This window comes from Stenotrophomonas maltophilia group sp. vghtpe118 (genome assembly GCF_052605195.1).
Genome location: NZ_CP199672.1, coordinates 363790 through 384077 on the forward strand (window position 1 = coordinate 363790; position 20288 = coordinate 384077).

Consider the following 20288-nt stretch of genomic DNA (forward strand, 5'->3'; position numbering starts at 1 on the left):
CAGGGTCAAGCAGGTGGCTGAACGGCGGCGCAGGCACCCATGAAAACGGCAGCCGCCTGTACCAGCGCGGCTGCCGTGGAGGACCATTCCCGCCGGGGCGGGCAAGACTGCGCCGGGCCAGGCCCGGCGCTGCCTCAGAACTTCCAGTTCACGCCGAAGTACAGCTGGCGGCCGGCGTACAGGTTGGACAGCAGGCGGGCCTGGCTGTCGTTGCCGATGTAGCTGCGCAGCTCGGACTTGGTGGCGTTCAGTACGGCGGCGGTCACCGTCCAGTCCGGAGTGAGGTTGTAGGCCACGTTCAGGTCAAGCTGGCTGTAAGGCTTGGTGTAGGTGGTCATGCCATTGTTCAGGCCGCCGACCACTTCACCACGACGGTTGTACGAGGCGCGCGCCAGGAACTTGTCGTTCTCGTAGAACACCGTAACGTTGGCCTGGTTCTTGGCACTGCCGACCAGCGGCGAGGAGCCGATTTCCTCGCCATCCAGCACGATCGAGGCCAGGTTGGTGTCGTTGTAGGTGTAGTTGGCCTGCACGCCCAGTCCGAAGTCGAACGTGTACTGGCCATACAGTTCCACGCCCTGGGACACGCCATCGCGGCCATTGGCCTGGGTCTCGTACTTCTGCACGGTGACCGACTGCCCGCCGACGTTCATCTGCTGGTCGCGCACCACCGGCACGGTGAAGTTGTCCACGTTCTTGCGGAACACCGAAACACCTGCGACCGCGCCCGGCTGGAAGTACCACTCCAGGCCCAGGTCGAACTGTACCGCCTTGAACGGTTCCAGCGCCTTGTTGCTGCCCGAGCCGTACCAGCCGGGCGTGTCGGTGCCGCCGGTGACGCGGCGGTCGTTGGCGTACTCTTCGCTGATGTAACGCAGACCACCGGGATAGGCGATGCTGGTGTAGCTCGGGCGCGCGACCACCTTCGATGCCGCGCCACGCAGCACCAGGTTGTCGGTGATGTCCCAGGCAATGTTGAAGCTGGGCAGCACGTCGGTATAGGTCTTTTCCAGCGACGACAGGGCATACACCTTGTCGCGCACCTGCGGGTCGGGCAGGCGGACGAAGCCACCCTGGCAGCGCAGGTTCGGGTCGGCGGCCGGATCATCGCAGCTCATCGGCGCGCCGCTGGCGTTGTCGACGAAATAGTCGTTGAAGCGCTCGACCGAATCGCTGGACTGGGCGAACTGCTTGGTCCGCACCACGCGCACGCCGATGTTGCCGCGTACCCGCTCAGTGCGGAAGTTGGCCTGGAAGTAGCCGGAATGGATCTTCTCGTTGACGTCGTAGACGAAGTCTTCTTCGGTACGGTTGTGCGAGCCACCGTAGGTCTTGTTCAGGTAGTCGATGTAGGCCGGGTAGTTGATGCCCGGGAACACGTTGGCGTTGAATGCGCCGGTGATGTTGCTGATCGGGTTGGACAGGAAGAAGCCCGGTTGCGCATCGCCTGCGGTCGGATCGCAGCCGGCCTGGTAGCGATTGTTGTCATAGTCGGACGGATCCAGGCCCGGGCACACCCAATAGGTGTTGCCGGTGTTGCGGTGGACCTTGCCATCGCGGTACTTGGCGCCGAACTGGATCGAATCCAGCCAGCCGGCCTCGAACAGCTTGGTGACGTCGGCCTGGAAGTAGTTCTGCTTGACCTCGGTCTGCATCCACGACGAATCGGTCGAGCCGGTATCGACTTCGGCCACGCCCGCCATCAACTGCTGCTGCAGGTCCGGCGAGAACTGCACCGACGGCGTGCCGGTCAGGTCCCAGGCGGTGTACTGGTTGCCGGACTGCCACTGGTTGCCAACCTTGCGGCGCGGCTTGGCCGACATGCGGAAATTCATCGACGGACCACCTTCGGACCAGGTGCGGCCGCCGGTGAACGAGGCCTTCCACAGCGGGCTGATATCCCAGTCGATGGTCAGGTCGGCGGTCTGCGACAGTGCCTTTTCCTTGCTGTATCCACCGGTGAGCTGCGGAGTGGGGATGGTGCAGTCGTCCGGGCCCCAGCCACCGGGTTCCAGGCCGGCTGCCGCTGCTTCTTCCTCACTGCAGTAATAGGTCTTTCCGGCCAGCTTCTGGTACTGCGCACCCGTGACGATGCTGCCACTCGGGTCGAAATCCAGGCCGTTGAGCAGGCGGCCGCCGGCCCAGTTGCCGTCCTGGTTGTAGCGGGCCAGGTTCCACTCCGGCACCTTCAGCATGTTCTGGGTGTAGTCACCCTGCAACTCGAAGCGGAAGTAGTTCGCTGTCATCGTGACGTTGTCGACCGGCTTGAACTGGAAGGTCAGCTGGCCGCCCTTGCGCTCGCGCTTCTCTTCCTTCACCGCGAAGTTCACCGAGGTCGGCATGAAGAATTCGCTGTAGTTCTTGCCAGCCTGGTTGTTGAAGCCGGACTGGCCCCACCAGTAGTGGATGCCATCCTGCTCCAGCAGGTTGCCGTTGGCATCGCGGGCCGTGGTGCCATTGCCGTACCACTGGTAGTCCTCGGTGCTGGCTTCCATGGTGCGGGTGGTGCGCTTCTGCTGGGTCACGCCGACGAGGACGCCGAAGCGCTCATCCTTGCTGTGCCACGAGTACAGCGCGGACGCCTGCGGATCGACATCGTGGCTGGTATCGGAGGTGGTGCCCTCCAGGTTCACGTAGCCGGAGTTGGATTCCATGTCCAGCGGGCGACGGGTATGCAGGATGACCGTGCCGCCGATGCCGCCTTCGTCGATGCGTGCTTCCGGCGACTTGAACAGCTCCGCGCTGGACAACATGTTCGATGGCAGCAGGGTGTAGTTGAAGGAGCGTGTCGCTTCGTTGTTGGTCTCTGACGAGGCGACGAAGTTGCCGTTCAACTGGGTCAGGGTCAGGTCCGGCGCGAGGCCGCGCACACTGACGCTCTTGCCTTCGCCGCCGCTGCGGGTGATGACCACGCCGGGCACGCGCTGCAGTGCGTCGGCCACGTTCTTGTCGGGGAACTTGCCGACGTCCTCGGCGGTGATCACCTCGACCACCGCGTTGGCGTCGCGCTTCTGCTCGAGGCTCTTTTCAATGGCGTAGCGGTAGCCGGTGACCTGGACGCTGTCCAGAGTGGTGGCGTCCTGCGAGCCGGTGGAAGCGGCCTGTTGCGCGGCGGCGCCACCCGGAATGACGGCGGCGGCCAAGGCCAGCGCGATGGCCAACGACAATGCGTCCTGGCCATGCGTACGTGTTGAATGCTTCATTCCCATCTCTCCCTCTCTCATGGATTGATCCGGTGACGTGGCACGGACAACTTGAATCGATCTAATTTGAAGTGACTTTGTCGCTGTCGCCAAGCAACTGCCAGTGGCGCCGCGCGCGTGGCCTGGTACGTCCTGTTGCTGCTCCCCCAACTCCCGGCCATCGCAGCGTCGTCTTGGATCGATCTAAGCGATGGGCGGGCGATTTTTAGCACGGGTCGCCCGCAGGCGCATGCTGCTGCGCAATATGGTACTGGCGTGGCGAAGGGATGACGGTTTGCTGAAATCAGTGAAATCGTTTTCGTGCGCAGGGGAGGGTGGGTCGGCAGGGCTGCGCCCTGCACCCGCGGTAGTGCCGGCCGCTGGCCGGCAACAGCCAAAGCCAAAGCCAAAGCGGCTCTGGGTTGTCTGTGGCTTGGCGGGGCGGTGTCGGACTGCGGGGACGGGTTTACGGCGTCCCCCGCAACCGGACCCACCCCGACTCCCCACAGGAAACCGGCTTCTGCTGTTGCTTCTGCTGTTGCGGTTGCTGTTGCTCCAGCTCGTAGCAGGTGCAGGGCGCAGCCCTGCCGAACACCCCATCTCATGCTGCGCCGCAGAATGCATTCGGCTGAACCTGCATGCTCTACTTGAATCGATCTAAATTCACGGTCTGGTGGGTCGGGCGTCATTCCAGGGGGAGCTCTCTGCAGGTCAGGGCAGGGCTCAGCGGAACGGTGCCGAACGCCCCCGGCCGTCTGCCTCCGCGTCATCGACTACAGGAACCCGACATGCGCCCAGTGCCGTCCGCTCCCGCCGTCCCATTGTCCTCGCGCCCGCTGGTGCGCCTGGCCTGCCTGCTCGCGCTGTCGTCAGTGCCGGTGCTGCTGCAGGCTGCCCCGGCAGCGCTGGAGCGCGAGGTCAACACCTTCATCGGCAGCAAGGACGACGGCAACACGTTCCCGGGTGCGTCGGCACCGTTCGGCCTGATCCAGGTCAGTCCGATCGGCAGCCACTACTCGGGCTGGCGCTATGACGACGAGAAGATCCGCGGGTTCGGCCACTCCTTCCTGTCCGGCGCGGGTTGCTGGGAACAGGGCGGGCAGGTGTCGGTGCTGCCGGTGACCGGCTCGATCGGTCCGGGTGGCGATTTCGATACCGGCAATGCCAAGCAGTTCGACCACAAGGCCTATGCGTCGGCTTACACCCACGATGGCGAGGTCGGCCAGGCCGGCTACTACAAGGTGCGCCTGACCAGCTACGGTGGCATCGATGCCGAGGCGACCGCGCGTACCCGTGCCGCGGCCGAGCGCTACACCTTCAGCCAGCGCAGCGGCGATGGCCACGTCCTCGTCAACGTCGGCCAGGCCAACGAGCGCCATTCGGTGATCGGCAGCGTGGTCGATGTGGTCGGCGACCGCGTGGTCGAGGGCAAGCTGGTCACCAAGAGTTTCTGCGGCGGTCATCAGTACACCACCTGGTTCCGCATCGAGTTCGACCGTCCGTTCAAGGCGCATGGCACCTGGGGCGAGGGCGGTGGCCTGCCGGGCGCGCGCCACAGCATGGAAGGCGAGCAGAAGCCGAACGGTGCCTGGCTCAGCTTCGACCTGGCCAAGGGCCAGTCGGTGACAGCGGTCAGCGCGATCTCGCACGTGGATGCCGAAGGCGCGCGCACCAACCTGCGCGCGGAGGGCATGCAGGGTGGGGCGCTGCTCGGCTTCGACCGCATGCGCGCGCTGTCCCAGCAGGCCTGGCGTGAGCAGTTGGGCCGGGTGCGCGTGCAGGGCGGCACCGCCGATGACCGCACCGTGTTCTACAGCGCGGTCTATCACGCGCTGCTGCAGCCGATGACCGGCAACGACGCCGACGGCCGCTACCGTGGTTATGACGACGGTATCCACCGCGCTGATGGCTGGACCTATTACCAGTACTTCTCGCTGTGGGATACCTACCGCGCGCAGAACCAGTGGCTGGCGCTGACCCGCCCGGACGTGGCGCGCGACATCGGCCGTACCCTGCTGGCGATCGACGAACAGGTCGGTTGGCTGCCGCGCTGGGGTTATGCCAACTTCGAGACCAACATCATGACCGGCGATCCGGTCACGCCGTTCATGGTCGACCTGTGGCGCTTCGGCGCGCTCAAGGGCCGTGAATCGCAAGCCTGGGATGCACTGCGCCGCAATGCCTTCGGCACGCCACCACTGAACTCGCGCATGGCCGGACGCTCCGGCAACCCGACCTACCTGGACAAGGGCTATGTGGCCTACGACCGCGCGTTCCCGTCCAAGGGCATGGATGTCGATCCGCACCATGGTGGTTCGGCCACGCTGGAATATGCGCTGGCCGACTGCGCGCTCTCGCAGATGGCCGATGGCCTGGGCCATGCGCAGGATGCGGCGACACTCCGTGAGCGTGGCCGCAACTGGCGCAAGGTGTGGGACCCGCAGGTGCGCGATGCCGAGACGGGTTTCACCGGCTTCCCGCGCCCGCGCACCGAGGATGGCCAGTGGTACACGCCGGCCGATGGCCACTACAGTCCGCGTTCGCACCACGGTTTCCATGAGGGCACGGCGTGGCAGTACCAGTGGCTGGCGCAGCAGGACGTGCCGGGCCTGGTCGAAGCGATGGACGGCCGCGAACAGGCCGGTCGCCGCCTGGATGCGTTCTTCGCGATGGACGCGCTGCAGGCCGATCCGCTCAATGCCGCCCGCAAGGCGTGGGTGGTCGGGCCGTACAGCTACTACAACCAGTTCCGCTACAACCCGAACAACGAGCCGGACCTGCACTCGCCGTGGCTGTACACGCTGATCGGCCAGCCGTGGAAGACCGCGGCCGTGGTGCGTGCCGCGCAGCAGTTGTTCACCAATGCCCCCAATGGCGTGACCGGCAACGATGACCTCGGCACGATGTCGGCCTGGTACCTGTTCAGCGCCATCGGCGTGTACCCGGCGGTGCCGGGCAGCGGCCAGTTCCTGCTGCACACGCCGCGCTTCAGCAAGGTCGAAGTGGACATGGGCAATGGCCGGACCCTGCGCATCGACGCGCCGGGTGCCGATGGCCGCCGCCTGCAGTACGTGCAGGGTGTGCGGGTCGACGGCCAGCCGCATGCACCGGTGTGGCTGGACTGGGACCGCCTGCAGCAGGGCCCGCGCCTGCAGTTCGCACTCGACGCGAAGGCGCCGGAGCAGGGCTGGGGCACGGCGGTGAAGGACCTGCCGGTGTCCTGGTGCGCGGCACCGGGCAGCCAGCTGCGCTGAGCCGGACTGTGCCGTTCGCGCTGACCCAGCGAACGGCACGGCACGACACGGCCCTGATCCATTAGGCTTGAGCCTCCAGCGGAGTCCGGGAAGACGATGAACGACAACGGCAACAGTCCCAGCAAGCGCGCCGGCAAGGCGGTGACGGTGACCGACATCGCGCGCGCGATCGGCGTGTCACGGGCAACCGTGTCGCTGGTGCTGCGTGGCAGCCCGCTGGTCAACGTCGATACCCGGGCCAAGGTCGAGGCCGAACTGCGCCGCCAGCGTTACGTCTACAACCGCGCGGCGGCCAACCTGCGCCGTCGTACCTCGTCGAGCATCGCGCTGGTGATCAACGATCTCTCCAACCCGTTCTTCGCCGAGTTCGCATCGGGCGTGGACGAGGCGTTGGGCGGGCGTGGCTACGTGACCCTGCTCGGCAGCACGGGTGAATCGCCGGAGCGGCAGCAGGCGGTGCTGTCCACGCTGATGGAGCACACCCCGGCCGGCCTGATCCTGTCGCCGGCCGAGGGCAGCGATACCGCACAGCTGCGGCAGGCACTGGGCGCCAATGCCAACGTGCTGCTGTTCAACCGCGAACTGGCCGGGGCCGACTGGGACTTCCTGACCCTGGACAACCAGCACGGCGCCTATCTGGCCACGCGCCACCTGATCGAGCGCGGCCATCGCCAGATCGCCTTCTTCGGGGGCCACGCCGCATCCAGTTCCTGCCACCAGCGCCGCGCGGGTTTCCAGCAGGCGCTGGCCGAGGCCGGCCTGTCGCTGCCGCCGGGCTGGATGATCGAATCGGCCCCGAATCGCTTGGAAGCGGCAGCGCGCACCGATGAGCTGTTCGCCGATGGCCATCGCCCAAGTGCGGCGGTCTGCTACAACGACACCGTCGCGCTTGGCCTGATGCTGGGCTTGAACTCGCGCGGTATCCGTCCGGGCGGTGATTTTGCCGTGACAGGCTTCGACGATATTTCCGAGGCGTCGGTCGCGGTTCCGCCGTTGACCACGCTCACCGCCGACCCGCGCGAGCGTGGCCGCCAGGCTGCCGCGCTGCTGCTGCAGCGGCTGGACGAACCGGACGCGCCGCCACGGCGCACGGTTGCGCCGGTGCAGTTGCGCATCCGCGAAAGCAGTGCCGCACGACCGAACTGATTCCTTCTGCATACCCCCTTCCACGCAACAACGACCTTCCGCGCATCGAGGCGCGTACCGCATGCCGATCTCCGCAACGCCCCGTCCATCGGGTTCTTCTTCCAGCGGCACCGCGCCGGTGATGAACGCACGTGCCGCACTGGCGGTGGCCACCACGATCTTCTTCATGTGGGGCTTCCTGACCAGTCTGAACGATGTGTTGATCCCGCACTTGAAAGCGGTGTTCGAGCTGAACTACACGCGCGCGATGCTGGTGCAGTTCACTTTCTTTGGCGCGTACTTCCTGATGTCGTTGCCGGCAGGCCGGCTGGTGGCCCACCTTGGTTACAAGAAGGGCATCATCGCTGGCCTGCTGATCGCCGGTGTCGGCGCGCTCGGCTTCTGGCCGTCAGCGGCGTTGCGCACGTACGACGCGTTCCTCGCTTCATTGTTCGTGCTGGCCACCGGCATCACCGTGCTGCAGGTTGCTGCCAATCCGTACGTAGCGCTGCTGGGGCCTGAACAGACCGCCTCGAGCCGCCTGACCCTGGCCCAGGCGCTGAATTCGCTGGGTACCACGCTGGCACCATTGTTCGGAGGCTTCCTGATCCTCAGCACCACGGTGAAGAGCGGCGACGAGATCGACGCCCTGCCCGTGGCCGAGCAGGTGGCCTATCGCGCCGCTGAAGCGCACTCCGTGCAGGGGCCATACGTGGGCCTGGCGATCGCGCTGGTGCTGCTGGCAGTGTTCGTCTACCTGTTCCGCCTGCCCAGTCTGGCCGAGACCACCGAGAAGGCCGATACGAATCATCACACGTTGCTGGATGCGCTGAAGCAGCCGCACGTGTTGTTCGGTGTGCTGGCGATCTTCTTCTACGTGGGCGCCGAAGTCTCCATCGGCAGTCTGATGGTGAATTATCTCGCCCTGCCGGAGATCGGTGGCATGAGCGAGCAGCAGGCCACGAAGTATGTGTCGGCCTACTGGGGATGCGCGATGGTTGGCCGTTTTGCCGGTTCCTGGCTGTTGGCCAAGTATTCGCCGCGGCGTCTCCTGGCTGGCTTCGCTGTCGCCAATGTGATTCTGCTGGGCGTGACTCTGGCCGCCAGCGGCAAGGCGGCCATGTACGGCATCGTGGCCACGGGCCTGTTCAACTCGATCATGTTCCCGACCATCTTCTCGCTGGCAATCGAACGCTTGGGGCCGCTGACCAACAAGGCGTCAAGCCTGCTGATCATGGCCATTGTCGGTGGTGCGGTGATCCCGCTGCTGCAGGGCATGCTGGCCGATCGCATTGGCCTGCACTTGAGTTTCTTGCTGCCTATCGCCTGCTACCTCTACATTATTTTCTACGGTCTGGTGGGCTCGCGCCCGTCGACCCGCATTCCGCAGGGAGGCTGAGTCCGGAATGGGTGCCATCGTTTGCTTCGGCGAAATTTTGATCGATCTACTAGCGCAGCCGCCGGCCTCGGCCGACACGCCGCGCGCCTTCCTGCAGTACGCCGGTGGTGCACCGGCCAACGTTGCCGTTGCGGCCGCCCGGTTGGGTGCGAAGACGCAGTTCGTCGGCACGCTGGGCCGCGACATGTTCGGCGACTTCCTGGCCGACAGCCTGGTCGAGCACGGCGTGGGCACGGATTACATCGTGCGTACCGATGCGGCCAAGACCGCACTGGCCTTCGTCGCACTGGATGCCAGCGGCGAGCGCAGCTTCAGCTTCTATCGCCCGCCGGCAGCCGACCTGCTGTTCCGTGACAGCGACTTCCAGGCGGCGTGCTTCGACAGCGCACAGTGCTTCCATGTCTGTTCCAACAGCCTGACCGAAGCGGCGATCGCCGAGGCGACCTTCGCCGGCATGGATCGCGCGCGTGCGGCTGGTGCGGTGGTCAGCCTCGACCTCAATCTGCGTCCGGCGCTGTGGCCGGCGAACGAGGACCCGACACCGCGCCTGTGGCAGGCGCTGGAACGCGCCGACCTGGTCAAGCTGTCGCGCGAGGAGCTGGACTACCTGGCCGCGCCGCTGGGTGCCGATGGCGAGGCTGCGGTACTGCGGCGCCTGCTCGCTGCGCGCGTGCGCTGGGTGATCGTCACCGACGGTGCGGCCACGCTGCACTGGTACACGCGCGACAACCACGGCACGGTCACCAGCTTCCGCGTGGCTCCCGTCGATACCACCGCGGCCGGTGATGCCTTCGTCGGTGGCGTGCTGGTCGGCTTGCTGGAGCGCAGCGGCGCCGGTGCCGGTTTTGCCGCCTTCTGCCAGGACCCGGAGGCGATCACCGCCACGCTGCGCTTCGGTGCTGCGGTCGGTGCGCTGGCTGTTACCCGCAAGGGCGCGTTCGCCGCGATGCCCTCGCTCGATGAAGTGCAGCAGCTGCTGCAGGCCCAGGACATTAACGCATGAGCACCTCCCCCGACTTCCGTTCGCCCGCGTTCCTGCGCGCGCACATCGCCGATACGATGGCGTTCTACCATCCGCGGTGCATCGATCCGAACGGTGGCTTCTTCCACTACTTCCGTGACGACGGCAGCATCTACGACGCCAACCATCGCCATCTGGTGAGCAGCACGCGTTTCGTCTTCAACTACGCGATGGCCTACCGCGAATTCGGCAACGCCGAGTACCGTGAGGCGGTCGAGCACGGCGTGCGCTACCTGCGCGAGGTGCACCGCAACCCGGCCACCGGCGGTTACGCCTGGACCCTGCGCGACGGCAAGGTCGAGGACGACATGAACCACTGCTACGGCGTGGCGTTCGTGCTGTTGGCCTACAGCTGCGCACTGAAGGCCGGTCTCGAACAGGCCCGCGCATGGATGGACGAGACCTGGCAGCTGCTGGAGGCGCGCTTCTGGGAGCCCCAGCACGGCCTCTACAAGGACGAAGCCGATGGGCAGTGGAATTTCACCGGCTACCGTGGCCAGAACGCCAACATGCACATGTGCGAGGCGATGCTGGCCGCCTTCGAGGCCAGCGGCGAACAGCGCTATGTGGAGCGCGCGCTGCAGCTGGCCGACAACATGACCCGTCGCCAGGCCGCCAAGGCCGGTGGCCTGGTGTGGGAGCACTACGATTCCAACTGGGAGATCGACTGGGACTACAACCTGGACGACCCCAAGCACCTGTTCCGCCCATGGGGCTTCCAGCCGGGCCACCAGACCGAATGGGCCAAGCTGTTGTTGATCCTGGACCGCCATGTGCAGGTCGACTGGCTGGTGCCGACCGCGCAGCACCTGTTCGACGTGGCCGTGGCGCGCAGCTGGGACGAGGCGCGGGGTGGCCTGTACTACGGTTTCGCGCCGGAGTCGCGCCGGCAGCCGGGCATGGATGGCGCCCCGATCGGTGGCGACAGTTTCGTCTGCGACGACGACAAGTATTTCTGGGTGCAGGCGGAGACGCTTGCGACCGCCGCACTGATGGCCAAGCGTACCGGCGATGACCGCTATTGGCAGTGGTACGAGCGTATCTGGGCGTATTCGTGGGAACACTTCGTCGATCACCGGTACGGCGCCTGGTTCCGCATCCTCGATGCCGACAATCGCAAGTACAGCGACGAGAAGAGCCCGGCCGGCAAGGTGGATTACCACACCATGGGTGCGTGCTACGAAGTGTTGAACGTGGTGCGTTGAGGTTGGCGCGCCGGGCATGGCCCGGCACTGCCGTGAACTGGACTTGCAGGTAGCGCCGGACCATGCCCGGCGGAATAACAGGAGCATCCCGTGCATCGCCTTCCCCTCGTTGTCCGCCTGCTCCTGCTGCTGATCGCGGCGTCCGCCTTCCCGGTCGCTGCCACGCCGCTGCAGGCACAGTGGGAGTTCCGCATGCTGCCCGGCGACGCGCAGGGCGCCGCTCATCCAGGTCTGCAGCAATGGCGGGCGGCGACGGTGCCGGGCAGCGTGCACACCGACCTGCTCGCTCACGAACTGATCCGTGATCCGTATGTCGGCGCACCAGAGGCCGAACTGCAATGGATCGGCCTGGCCGCCTGGGAGTACCGCGCGCGCTTCGACGTGGATGCGGCGACGCTGGCCAAGCCCAATGCCGAGCTGCGCTTCGACGGTCTGGATACCTACGCCGACGTCAGCCTCAACGGCAAGCCGCTGCTGCGTGCGGACAACGCGCACCGGACCTGGCGCGCGCGCGTGAATGGGCGCCTGCGGGCCAGGGACAATGAACTGCAGATCGTGTTCCGTTCGCCGATCCGCACCCTGCTGCCGGGCGTGCAGGCAATGCCGCACAAGATCGCTGGCAACTATCCGTCGCCGTATGGCGATGAGCCGAAGGACGCGATGGTCGGCAACTTCGCGCGCAAGCCGGCCTACCACTTCGGCTGGGACTGGGGTCCGCGCTATGTCACCGCCGGCGTCTGGCGCGGAATCGATCTGCAGGCTTGGGACGCGCACCGCCTGACCGATCTTGCGGTGCGCACGGATGCATTGAGCGCGGAGCAGGCGAAGCTGGCCGTGCTGCTGCAAGTAGAGCAGGGCGACGCTGCCGGTTCTGCGGTGGTCAATGTCGATGTGCGCGATCCGCAGGGTCGCAGCGTGGCCCAGGTGCAGCGCACGGTGCTGCTGAAGCCCGGCCAGAACAGCATCGAGGTTCCGGTTGAACTGGCCGATCCGCGGCGCTGGTGGCCAGTCGGCTACGGCGCGCAGGACCGCTACACGGTGCAGGCCCGCCTGGACCAAGGTGGCGCGTCGGAGCTGGCGCGCGAGCAGCGCATCGGGCTGCGCACGGTCGAACTGCGCCGCGAGGGAGACCGCAAGGGCGGGCAGGGCTTTGCCTTCGTCATCAACGGCGTGGAGATCTTCGCCAAGGGCGCCAACGTGATTCCGTTCGATGCCTTCCCCGCGCGCGTCGATGCCGCACGCCTGCGCCAGGTGCTGACGGCCGCGCGCGACGCCAACATGAACATGCTGCGCAACTGGGGCGGCGGCTACTACGAGGAGGACGCGTTCTTCGACATCGCCGACGAACTGGGCCTGCTGGTGTGGCAGGACTTCATGTTCGGCGGCGGCATGCAGCCGGGCTACGATCCGGCGTTTCGTGCCAACGTGGTGGCCGAAGCACGCGACAACGTGCGCCGTCTGCGCCACCACCCCAGCATCGTGCTGTGGTGTGGCAACAACGAGGAAGAAACCGCCTGGAAGGACTGGGGCCATGGTCGCGACCTGAAGGCGGCCGACCCGGCGTTTGCAGCGAAGGTCTGGCAGGGCTATGTCGACCTGTTCGGCAACGATCTGCGCGCGGTGGTGGGCGAGGAAGGGCTGGGCGTGCCGTACTGGTCCAGTTCACCGAGCAACGATCTTGACGAAAAGGCCAACGACCCGACCCGCGGCGACAAGCACTACTGGCAGGTCTGGGGCAATCCGGCGCTGCCGGTGCAGGCCTACCTGCGTGAGACGCCGCGCTTCATGTCCGAGTACGGGCTGCAGGCGTGGCCGTCGGTGGCGACGGTGGACCAGATCGCCACCCGCGCCGAGCAGCGCATCGACAGCCCGGTGATCCGTGCGCACCAGAAGTTCATGGCTGGCGAGGGCAACAGCCGCCTGCTGCACTACATCGAGCTGGGCTACGGTACGCCGAAGGACTTCGAGGACTTCGTCTACCTCAGCCAGGTCATGCAGGCCGATGGCATCGCTCTGGCGGCACTGCACCATCGCGCCTCGCGCCCGTACACGATGGGCTCGCTGTACTGGCAGCTCAACGATGTCTGGCCCGGCGCCTCGTGGTCCAGCGTGGACTATTTCGGCCGCTGGAAGGCGCTGCACTTCGCCGCGCGGCGTTTCTTCGCGCCAGTGACGGTGGCAGCGCTGCGCGACGAGGGCAGCACGCGGGTGCGCCTGATCAACGACGGTGCCGCACTGGATGCGCGCTGGCGTCTGCGGGTGATGGACGTGGAGGGGAAGGTGCTGCGTCGTCGCGAGGAAACGGTGACGTTGGCGGCGGCGGGTGTCACCCCGATGGGCGATTTCAGCGATGCGGAGCTGCTGGCCGGTGCCGACCCGATGCGTACGGTGGCGGTGTTCGAGTTGCTGCAGGACGGCAACGTGAGTGCGCGGCAGGTGGTCGGTTTCGTTGAAGCCAAGGACCAGGTGTTGCCGCGGCAGAAACTCAAGGCCACGTTGTCCATCGAAGGGGACCACTATCGTCTGCGGCTGGAAAGCGCGGCGTATGTGCGCGCGGCGTGGATCGACTTCGGCGCGCTGGATGTGCAGGTCGAAGACAACCTGCTGGACCTGCTGCCGGGTGAAACCCGCGATATCGCGGTGCGCGGCCCGGTGGATCTGGTTACCCTGCGCGAAGCGCTGAAGGTGAAGACCCTCAACGACCGTTGAGCAAAAAAGGGGACGGAGGGGATTAAGTCGTTTGTGGCCCATGTGTGCCACAAACGACTTAATCCCCTCCGTCCCCTTTTTCTTGCTTACAGCTGGATCTGCTGGAAATTCTCGACCCGTTCGTGGCCGTTGGCGGCCTGCCCGGTACGCGGCATCGGGTAATCATCCAGGCGATCGATCAGGCGGGTCTGCAGCCCGGCTTCGCGGGCGGCATCCAGTTCTTCCACCACATCGGACAGGAACAGGATCTCGCCGGCCGGTACGCCGATGGCCTGCACGATGCGGCGGTAGCTGTCGGCCTCGCGCTTGCCGCCGACTTCGGTGTCGAACCAGCCCGACACCAGCGGGCTGAGGTCCCCGGCATCGCTGAAGCCGAAGAACAGCTTCTGCGCCGGCACCGAGCCGGAGGAGTACACGTACAGCGGCAGCCCGGAGGCGTGCCAGCCCTTCAGCACCGGCGCTACTTCCGGGTAGAAGTGCGCGGTGTAGTCGCCACGGCGGTAGCCTTCGTCCCAGATCAGTCCCTGCAGCGCCTTCAGTGCGGTGTGCTTGCGGTCCTGGTCGATCCAGCCCTGCAGCGTCTCGGCCACGAGGCTGTCCTGGCAGGCACCGCCGATCTCGGTTGCCACCGCATCCAGCCAGCGGCGGACGTCCGGCTGCTGGCCATGCTCGGCGACAAACGCGGGCAATGCCTTGCGCGCATAGGGGAACAGCACGTTCTTGACGAACGAGATGCTGCTGGTGGTGCCTTCGATATCGGTCAGGATGACGCGGGCTTGCATGGATCAGGACGCCTGGGTGGGTACGTAACGAGGGAACTTCTGCGCGATGTCGGTGCCGGTGAAGTGACCGACCCAGCCATCCGGCTCGGTGAAGAAGCGGATCGCCACGAAGCTGGGTTCCTCGCCCATGTCGAACCAGTGGGTGGTGCCATCGGGCACGGCGATCAGGTCATCCTTCACGCACTCGATCTCATAGACCTTGTCACCCACGTGCAGGGTGAACAGGCCCGAGCCGGCGACGAAGAAGCGCACTTCGTCTTCCTTGTGGAAGTGCTCGTCGAGGAACTTCTTGCGCAGCTCGGCGCGATTCGGGTTGTCCGGGGCGATCGAGGCCACGTCCACGCTCTTGAAGCCGCGCTCGGCGACCAGGCGGTCGATGTCAGCGCGGTAGGCGGCGAATACTTCCTCCTGGCTGGCGCCCGGTGCGACGGGCGCGGTGGCCTGCCAGCGCTCGAAGGTGACGCCGATCTTCTGCAGCTCGGCAGTGATGACCGCGCCGTCCTGGGTGTCCAGCAGCGGCGAATCGGGGCGGGTGTCGTCGTAGATGCGCAGTCGGCTCATGGCGGCAGCTTGAACGTCTCGGGGGGAAGACAGGGTAGCAGGGTGGGTGTAGGGCGCAGATTCCGGATCGGCATCTGCACCTGCGCGCCGGTTCAGCCGCGCAGCCTGCGCAGCTCCAGTTCGCAGTGGAACAGGAACTCGAACGCTTCCAGGTGGCGGCGTGCCTCGGCCATGTCGCGGCCCCAGGCGTACAGGCCGTGGCCATCGATCAGATAGCCCCACAGGTTCTGCCGGTCGAGCAGGTCATCGACCTGCTTCGACAGCACGTTCATGTCCTGGGTGTTGGCGAACACCGGCACATCGATGGCCATTTCGTGGGTACTGTTGCCGGCGAAGGCCTTCAACAGCTCGTAGCCTTCCAGGCGGACATGACCCTGCGGCGCGTACAGGCGCGAGGCGATGGTCTGCACCGGCGAGTGCGTATGCAGCACGCAGCCGACGTCCGGGAAGCGGCGGTACAGCTGGGTGTGCAGCAGGGTCTCGGCGGACGGGCGCAGCGGACGGCCGACGGCCTGGCCGTCGAAGTCCACCACCATGATGTCGTCCTCGATCAGGCGGCCCTTGTCCTTGCCGGACACCGTGATCGCCGCGTGGCGATCGTCCAGGCGGTGGGAGAAGTTGCTGCTGGTGGCCGGGGTCCAGCCGGCATGGGCCAGTTCGCGGACGTTGTCGATCAGCAGCTGGGCCAGTTCGCTCAGGCGCGCGGTGTCGTAGGGGAAGGTGGGGGCGTTCATGCCGACGATTTTACTGGATTCGGCCAACGGCTGAGCCCCTCGTGGCGGGTCGTGTAGAGCGGTTCATGGGGTTGGCGGGGCGGGCGGGTCGTGCAGGGGACGCTGCAAGTACGTCCCTGTAAGCTCGGTCGCCGCATCCATGCGGCTCACGCCCCTGCACGGCCCACCCGCCCCGCCTCGGACAGGTTCCGGCGTGCGGCCGGCCACGGAGTGAAGAAGGAAGAGCGAAAAGCGGGTCGCGGCGCTACGCTTGCTCGCAGCCGAGCATGGCTCGGCTCTACAGAAGATTCGTCCCGATACATTCGTTTCCGGGAACGCTTCATCCACGCATGGCGTGGATCTACCGGACGCGCCGGGAGACTGTCAGGGGCGGGGAGGCATGGGTTCGCGGGGGTGTCAGCCGCATGGATGCGGCTGCCAAGCCTACATGGACGTACTTGCGGCGTCCCCCGCGAACCCATGCCTCCCCGCCAAACCCACAGTCCCGCTCTTGCCGTTGCTCCGGCTTCAAAGGCGGGTGCAGGGCCGCAGGCCCTGCAATGCAGAAAACCTCACTTACCCCGCAGACGGCTGTGCCTGAAGCCGTAGCAGAAATAGATCACGAAACCGACGAAGGTCCAGACGCCCATCAGCATCCAGTTGTGCATCGTCATCGCCGACAGCAGGGCCAGGCAACTCAGCACGCCCAGGCTGCAGATCAGCCAGGCCATCGGCATGCGGAACGGGCGCGGCAGGTCCGGCTGGGTGCGGCGCAGGATCAGCACGCCGGCACACACCGCCGCGAACGCGATCAGCGTGCCCATCGAGGTCAGCTCGCCCAGGATGTCCAGCGGGAACAGCGCCGCCAGCAGCGCGATGCCGATGCCGGTGATCACCGTGTTGATGTGCGGGGTGCGGTACTTCGGGTGGATCCTGGTGAACACCGGCGGCAGCAGGCCGTCGCGGCCCATGATCATGAAGATGCGCGGCTGGCCGATGATCATCACGAGGACCACCGAGGACAGGCCGACCAGCGCGCCGACCTCGACCACCCAGCGCAGCCAACCCAGCTGCGGATGCGCGGCCACCGCGGTCACCACCGGTTCGTCGGTGCCCAGCAGCTGGAACGGCACCAGGCCGGTCATCACCGCGGCCATCGCGATGTAGAGCACGGTGCAGACCACCAGCGACAGCATCATGCCGATCGGCATGTCGCGCTGCGGATTCTTCGATTCCTGCGCCGCCACCGATACCGCCTCGAAGCCGATGTAGGCGAAGAACACCATCGCCGCGCCACGCAGTACGCCTTCCATGCCGTACTTGCCGGGGCCTTCGTTGGCGGGAATGAACGGCGTCCAGTTGCTGGTGTCCACATACTTCCAGCCGACCACGATGACCAGCAGGATCAGGCCGGTCTTGAGCACGACCATCGCCATGTTCATTGCCGATGACTTGCTGATGCCGACGTAGCACAGCCAGGTCAGCAGCAGTACCAGCGCAGCGGCCGGCAGGTTGGCGATCGCGCCGGTGGGGCGCAGCTGTGCATCGAGTGGGGCACTGACCAGCGCCGCCGGTAGATGGATGTCGAACTGGCTGAGCAGGCTGAGGAAATAGCCGGTCCAGCTGACCGCCACCGCCGACGCAGAGACGCCGTATTCGAGCACCAGCATCCAGCCGATGAACCAGGCCGACAGTTCGCCGAAGGTGGCGTAGGTATAGGTATAGGCGCTGCCGGAGACCGGCACCATCGAGGCGAACTCGGCGTAGGCCAGCGCGCAGAAGGCGCAGCAGATGGCGGCCAGCACGAACGACAGCATGATCGCGGGGCCGGCGTGGTTGGCGGCGGCCTGGCCGGTGATGACGAAGATGCCGCCGCCGATCACGGCACCGATGCCGAGGGCGGTCAGGCCCCAGGGGCCGAGGTGGCGGCGCAGGCTCAGGCCGTTGGCGTCTTCATGGGCGGCATGCGGGTGCTTGGTGGCCCACAGTTGCTTGAACATGTGTGGTGGTCTTGTCGAAGCGCGCCGTGTCTGGCGCGCGGGGAAAACGGACGGGCCGGCACAGGGCCGGCCCGTAGGCGGATCAGGGTGACTTGGCCAGCTTGCTGTTGCGCATGCCATAGCCGAGATAGATCAGCATGCCCAGCACGGTCCAGCCGACGAACAGGTGCCAGTGCACCACGAACGCCTGCCAGAACAGGAACAGGCAGGCCGCAGCGCCAAGCGGGCAGATGATCCACACCGCCGGCACGCGGAACGGGCGATGGATCTCCGGCTTGGTATAGCGCAGCACCAGCACGCCGATGCAGACCGTGGCGAAAGCCAGCAGGGTACCCATCGAGACCAGTTCGCCCAGCACGTTCAGCGGCACCAGGCCGGCCAGTGCGGCGGCGATCACGCCGACCACGATCGTGGCCCAATAGGGCGTGCGGAAACGAGCGTGGACCTTGCCGAAGAACTTCGGCAGCAGGCCGTCGCGGGAAATGGTGTAGGCGATGCGGGTCTGGCCCATCATCATCACCAGCACCACCGAGGACAGGCCGGCGATGGCGCCGATCTCGACCAGGGTCTTCAGCCAGGACAGGGTCGGGTAGGGCTCCAGCGCGGTGGCCACCGGCTTGTCGGTGCCCAGCAGGTGGTACGGCATCATGCCGGTCAGCACCGCGCAGACGATGATGTAGACGATGGTGCACACGGCCAGCGAGCCGAGCAGGCCGATCGGCATGTTGCGCTGGGGATCCTTGGTTTCGCCGGCGGCGGTGGAGACCGCATCGAAACCAATGTAGGCGAAGAAGACGATGGTGGCCGCGCGGAAGATGCCGCTCCAGCCGAACTCACCCGGCACGCCGGTGTTTTCCGGAATGAAGGGCTGCCAGTTGGCCGGATCGATGTGGGCCGCGCCGATGCCGATGAACAGGCAGATGACGGTGACCTTGATCGCCACGATGATGGCGTTGACGAACGCCGACTGGGTCACGCCCACGTACAGCAGGCCGGACACCGCCGCCACGATCAGCACCGCCGGCAGGTTGAACAGCTTGCCGGAGGAGACGAACTCGCTGCCGGTCCAGGCGATGGGCGCGGCGCTGAGCAGGTCCGGGAAGGGCATGTGCAGCGTGGTGGTGATGAAGCTGATCAGGTAGGCCGACCAGCCCACCGCGACCGACGCCGAGGCGAACAGGTACTCCAGCACCAGGCACCAGCCGATGAACCAGGCCATGCCTTCGCCGAGGGTGGCATACGAATAGGAGTAGGCACTGCCGGAGACCGGCATCATCGCCGCGAACTCGGCGTAGCACAGGCCCGCCAGGGCGCAGGCGAAGCCGGCCAGCACGAACGACAGCATCACCGCCGGGCCGGCGTGGTTGGCCGCGGCCTGGCCGGTCAGCACGAAGATACCAGCGCCGATCACCGCACCCACGCCAAGCAGGATGAGGTGTTTAGCCGTGAGGGTCCGTTTCAGCGTGGCTTCGCCGTCCAGGCTGCCTTCGATGGGTTCGCCGGCATCGACGTGCCCGGCCGGCTGGACCGGCTTGACCCTCAACAGAGCTTTCAGCATGCAGTACTTCCTAATGATCGGATGGGGTGGGCCGCCGATACGTTGCCGGCAACCTTGAACGGTGAAGGCCGTGCGAACGGCCCGCTGTACCTTAGCCAAAGCTGAAGCCAACGCACAAGCGCAATCGCAACAATGAACGGCGATAATGAGCAGTATTTTTCCGAACCGCCCCCATTCATGCGCCAGACCGCCGAAACCCTTGCCGTGCTTGACGATCGCCTACGCGGCCTGTTGCGGGACTATGCCCGCCGCGAGCCCGCCCACGACGCACTGGCTGCCGAATTCGGCACATTGCTGGACGATCCAGAAGATCCGTTCCGTCGCGAACGGCTGGCCGGGCATTTCACCGCCAGCTGCTGGCTGGTCAGTGCCGACGGCCAGCGCCTGCTGCTCACCCATCACCGAAAGCTGCAGCGCTGGCTGCAGCTGGGCGGTCACGCCGACGGCGACCGTGATCTGGCGCAGGTGGCGCTGAAGGAAGCCGAGGAGGAGTCCGGCCTGAGCGGCCTGGTACTGGAAGACCCGGCCATCTTCGATCTGGACAAGCACTGGATTCCCGAGCGCAAGGACGTGCCGGGGCACTGGCACTACGACGTGCGTTTCGTGATCCGGGCGCTGGGTGGCGAGGCCTTCGTGCTCAGCGAGGAATCGCTCGACCTGGCCTGGCGGGCGGTGACCGAAGTCGCGGTCGACCCCGAATCGGATGAATCGATGCAGCGCATGGCGCGCCGGTGGTTGGCGCGCTAGCAACCTGTAGAGCCGAGCCGATGCTCGGCTCG

13 protein-coding genes are annotated in these 20288 nt (G+C 66.1%); 7 read left to right on the forward strand and 6 right to left on the reverse strand.

The annotated features are described in order from the left end of the window. Nucleotides 1-134: 134 nt before the first annotated feature. Complete coding sequence (locus ACUDTM_RS01825) at nucleotides 135-3209, reverse strand: TonB-dependent receptor (RefSeq protein WP_151354897.1); 3075 nt, start codon at nucleotides 3207-3209, stop codon at nucleotides 135-137. A 761-nt stretch (nucleotides 3210-3970) separates the two neighbouring features. On the opposite strand from ACUDTM_RS01825, the gene ACUDTM_RS01830 reads away from it, so the two are divergent. The 6 genes from ACUDTM_RS01830 to ACUDTM_RS01855 all read left to right on the forward strand — a co-directional run bounded on the left by ACUDTM_RS01830 (nucleotide 3971) and on the right by ACUDTM_RS01855 (nucleotide 13895). Next, nucleotides 3971-6436 carry a GH92 family glycosyl hydrolase gene (locus ACUDTM_RS01830; protein ID WP_072169082.1) on the forward strand — a complete coding sequence of 822 codons (2466 nt, stop codon included), beginning with the start codon at nucleotides 3971-3973 and terminating at the stop codon, nucleotides 6434-6436. 96 nt (nucleotides 6437-6532) lie between these two features. Further along, a complete protein-coding gene (locus ACUDTM_RS01835; protein ID WP_061479246.1) occupies nucleotides 6533-7582 on the forward strand; it encodes a LacI family DNA-binding transcriptional regulator in 1050 nt (349 codons plus the stop codon). Between the two features lie 61 nt (nucleotides 7583-7643). Then, entirely contained in the window at nucleotides 7644-8960 is a 1317-nt protein-coding gene (gene fucP, locus ACUDTM_RS01840; protein ID WP_072169083.1) for an L-fucose:H+ symporter permease, read from the forward strand. 7 nt (nucleotides 8961-8967) lie between these two features. After that, nucleotides 8968-9963: a carbohydrate kinase family protein gene (locus tag ACUDTM_RS01845; protein ID WP_072169084.1), complete on the forward strand. Its 996-nt coding sequence runs from the start codon at nucleotides 8968-8970 to the stop codon at nucleotides 9961-9963. Further along, entirely contained in the window at nucleotides 9960-11186 is a 1227-nt protein-coding gene (locus ACUDTM_RS01850) for an AGE family epimerase/isomerase (protein WP_065177594.1), read from the forward strand. The genes ACUDTM_RS01845 and ACUDTM_RS01850 overlap by 4 nt, the downstream gene beginning before the upstream one ends. 90 nt (nucleotides 11187-11276) lie before the next feature. Next, on the forward strand, nucleotides 11277-13895 hold the full coding sequence (locus tag ACUDTM_RS01855) for a beta-mannosidase (RefSeq protein ID WP_445391096.1): 2619 nt from the start codon (nucleotides 11277-11279) through the stop codon (nucleotides 13893-13895). Nucleotides 13896-13981: 86 nt separating this feature from the next. On the opposite strand, the gene mtnC is transcribed toward ACUDTM_RS01855, so the two are convergent. From mtnC to ACUDTM_RS01880, 5 genes are all read right to left on the reverse strand, one after another. Further along, complete coding sequence (gene mtnC / locus ACUDTM_RS01860) at nucleotides 13982-14677, reverse strand: acireductone synthase (RefSeq protein WP_061479251.1); 696 nt, start codon at nucleotides 14675-14677, stop codon at nucleotides 13982-13984. Between the two features lie 3 nt (nucleotides 14678-14680). Further along, nucleotides 14681-15238: a 1,2-dihydroxy-3-keto-5-methylthiopentene dioxygenase gene (locus ACUDTM_RS01865; protein ID WP_065177596.1), complete on the reverse strand. Its 558-nt coding sequence runs from the start codon at nucleotides 15236-15238 to the stop codon at nucleotides 14681-14683. 92 nt (nucleotides 15239-15330) lie between these two features. Next, nucleotides 15331-15972, reverse strand: a complete 642-nt coding sequence (locus ACUDTM_RS01870) for a methylthioribulose 1-phosphate dehydratase (protein ID WP_005416352.1) — start codon at nucleotides 15970-15972, stop codon at nucleotides 15331-15333. Between the two features lie 551 nt (nucleotides 15973-16523). Continuing rightward, nucleotides 16524-17951, reverse strand: coding sequence for an amino acid permease (locus ACUDTM_RS01875; RefSeq protein ID WP_053500013.1), 1428 nt, complete (start codon nucleotides 17949-17951; stop codon nucleotides 16524-16526). A gap of 82 nt (nucleotides 17952-18033) precedes the next feature. Next, complete coding sequence (locus ACUDTM_RS01880; RefSeq protein WP_005416354.1) at nucleotides 18034-19509, reverse strand: amino acid permease; 1476 nt, start codon at nucleotides 19507-19509, stop codon at nucleotides 18034-18036. A 132-nt stretch (nucleotides 19510-19641) separates the two neighbouring features. Between ACUDTM_RS01880 and ACUDTM_RS01885 the strand changes: the two genes are divergently transcribed. After that, nucleotides 19642-20256 carry an NUDIX hydrolase gene (locus tag ACUDTM_RS01885; RefSeq protein WP_080376960.1) on the forward strand — a complete coding sequence of 205 codons (615 nt, stop codon included), beginning with the start codon at nucleotides 19642-19644 and terminating at the stop codon, nucleotides 20254-20256. Nucleotides 20257-20288: the final 32 nt, after the last annotated feature.

What these genes read in the sequence shown, in the direction of transcription:
- ACUDTM_RS01825 (WP_151354897.1), bottom strand. Translation starts at nt 3,209, where the DNA reads ATGGGAATGAAGCATTCAACACGTACGCATGGCCAGGACGCATTGTCG.
- ACUDTM_RS01830 (WP_072169082.1), top strand. Translation starts at nt 3,971, where the DNA reads ATGCGCCCAGTGCCGTCCGCTCCCGCCGTCCCATTGTCCTCGCGCCCG.
- ACUDTM_RS01835 (WP_061479246.1), top strand. Translation starts at nt 6,533, where the DNA reads ATGAACGACAACGGCAACAGTCCCAGCAAGCGCGCCGGCAAGGCGGTG.
- fucP (WP_072169083.1), top strand. Translation starts at nt 7,644, where the DNA reads ATGCCGATCTCCGCAACGCCCCGTCCATCGGGTTCTTCTTCCAGCGGC.
- ACUDTM_RS01845 (WP_072169084.1), top strand. Translation starts at nt 8,968, where the DNA reads ATGGGTGCCATCGTTTGCTTCGGCGAAATTTTGATCGATCTACTAGCG.
- ACUDTM_RS01850 (WP_065177594.1), top strand. Translation starts at nt 9,960, where the DNA reads ATGAGCACCTCCCCCGACTTCCGTTCGCCCGCGTTCCTGCGCGCGCAC.
- mtnC (WP_061479251.1), bottom strand. Translation starts at nt 14,677, where the DNA reads ATGCAAGCCCGCGTCATCCTGACCGATATCGAAGGCACCACCAGCAGC.
- ACUDTM_RS01865 (WP_065177596.1), bottom strand. Translation starts at nt 15,238, where the DNA reads ATGAGCCGACTGCGCATCTACGACGACACCCGCCCCGATTCGCCGCTG.
- ACUDTM_RS01870 (WP_005416352.1), bottom strand. Translation starts at nt 15,972, where the DNA reads ATGAACGCCCCCACCTTCCCCTACGACACCGCGCGCCTGAGCGAACTG.
- ACUDTM_RS01875 (WP_053500013.1), bottom strand. Translation starts at nt 17,951, where the DNA reads ATGTTCAAGCAACTGTGGGCCACCAAGCACCCGCATGCCGCCCATGAA.
- ACUDTM_RS01880 (WP_005416354.1), bottom strand. Translation starts at nt 19,509, where the DNA reads ATGCTGAAAGCTCTGTTGAGGGTCAAGCCGGTCCAGCCGGCCGGGCAC.
- ACUDTM_RS01885 (WP_080376960.1), top strand. Translation starts at nt 19,642, where the DNA reads ATGAACGGCGATAATGAGCAGTATTTTTCCGAACCGCCCCCATTCATG.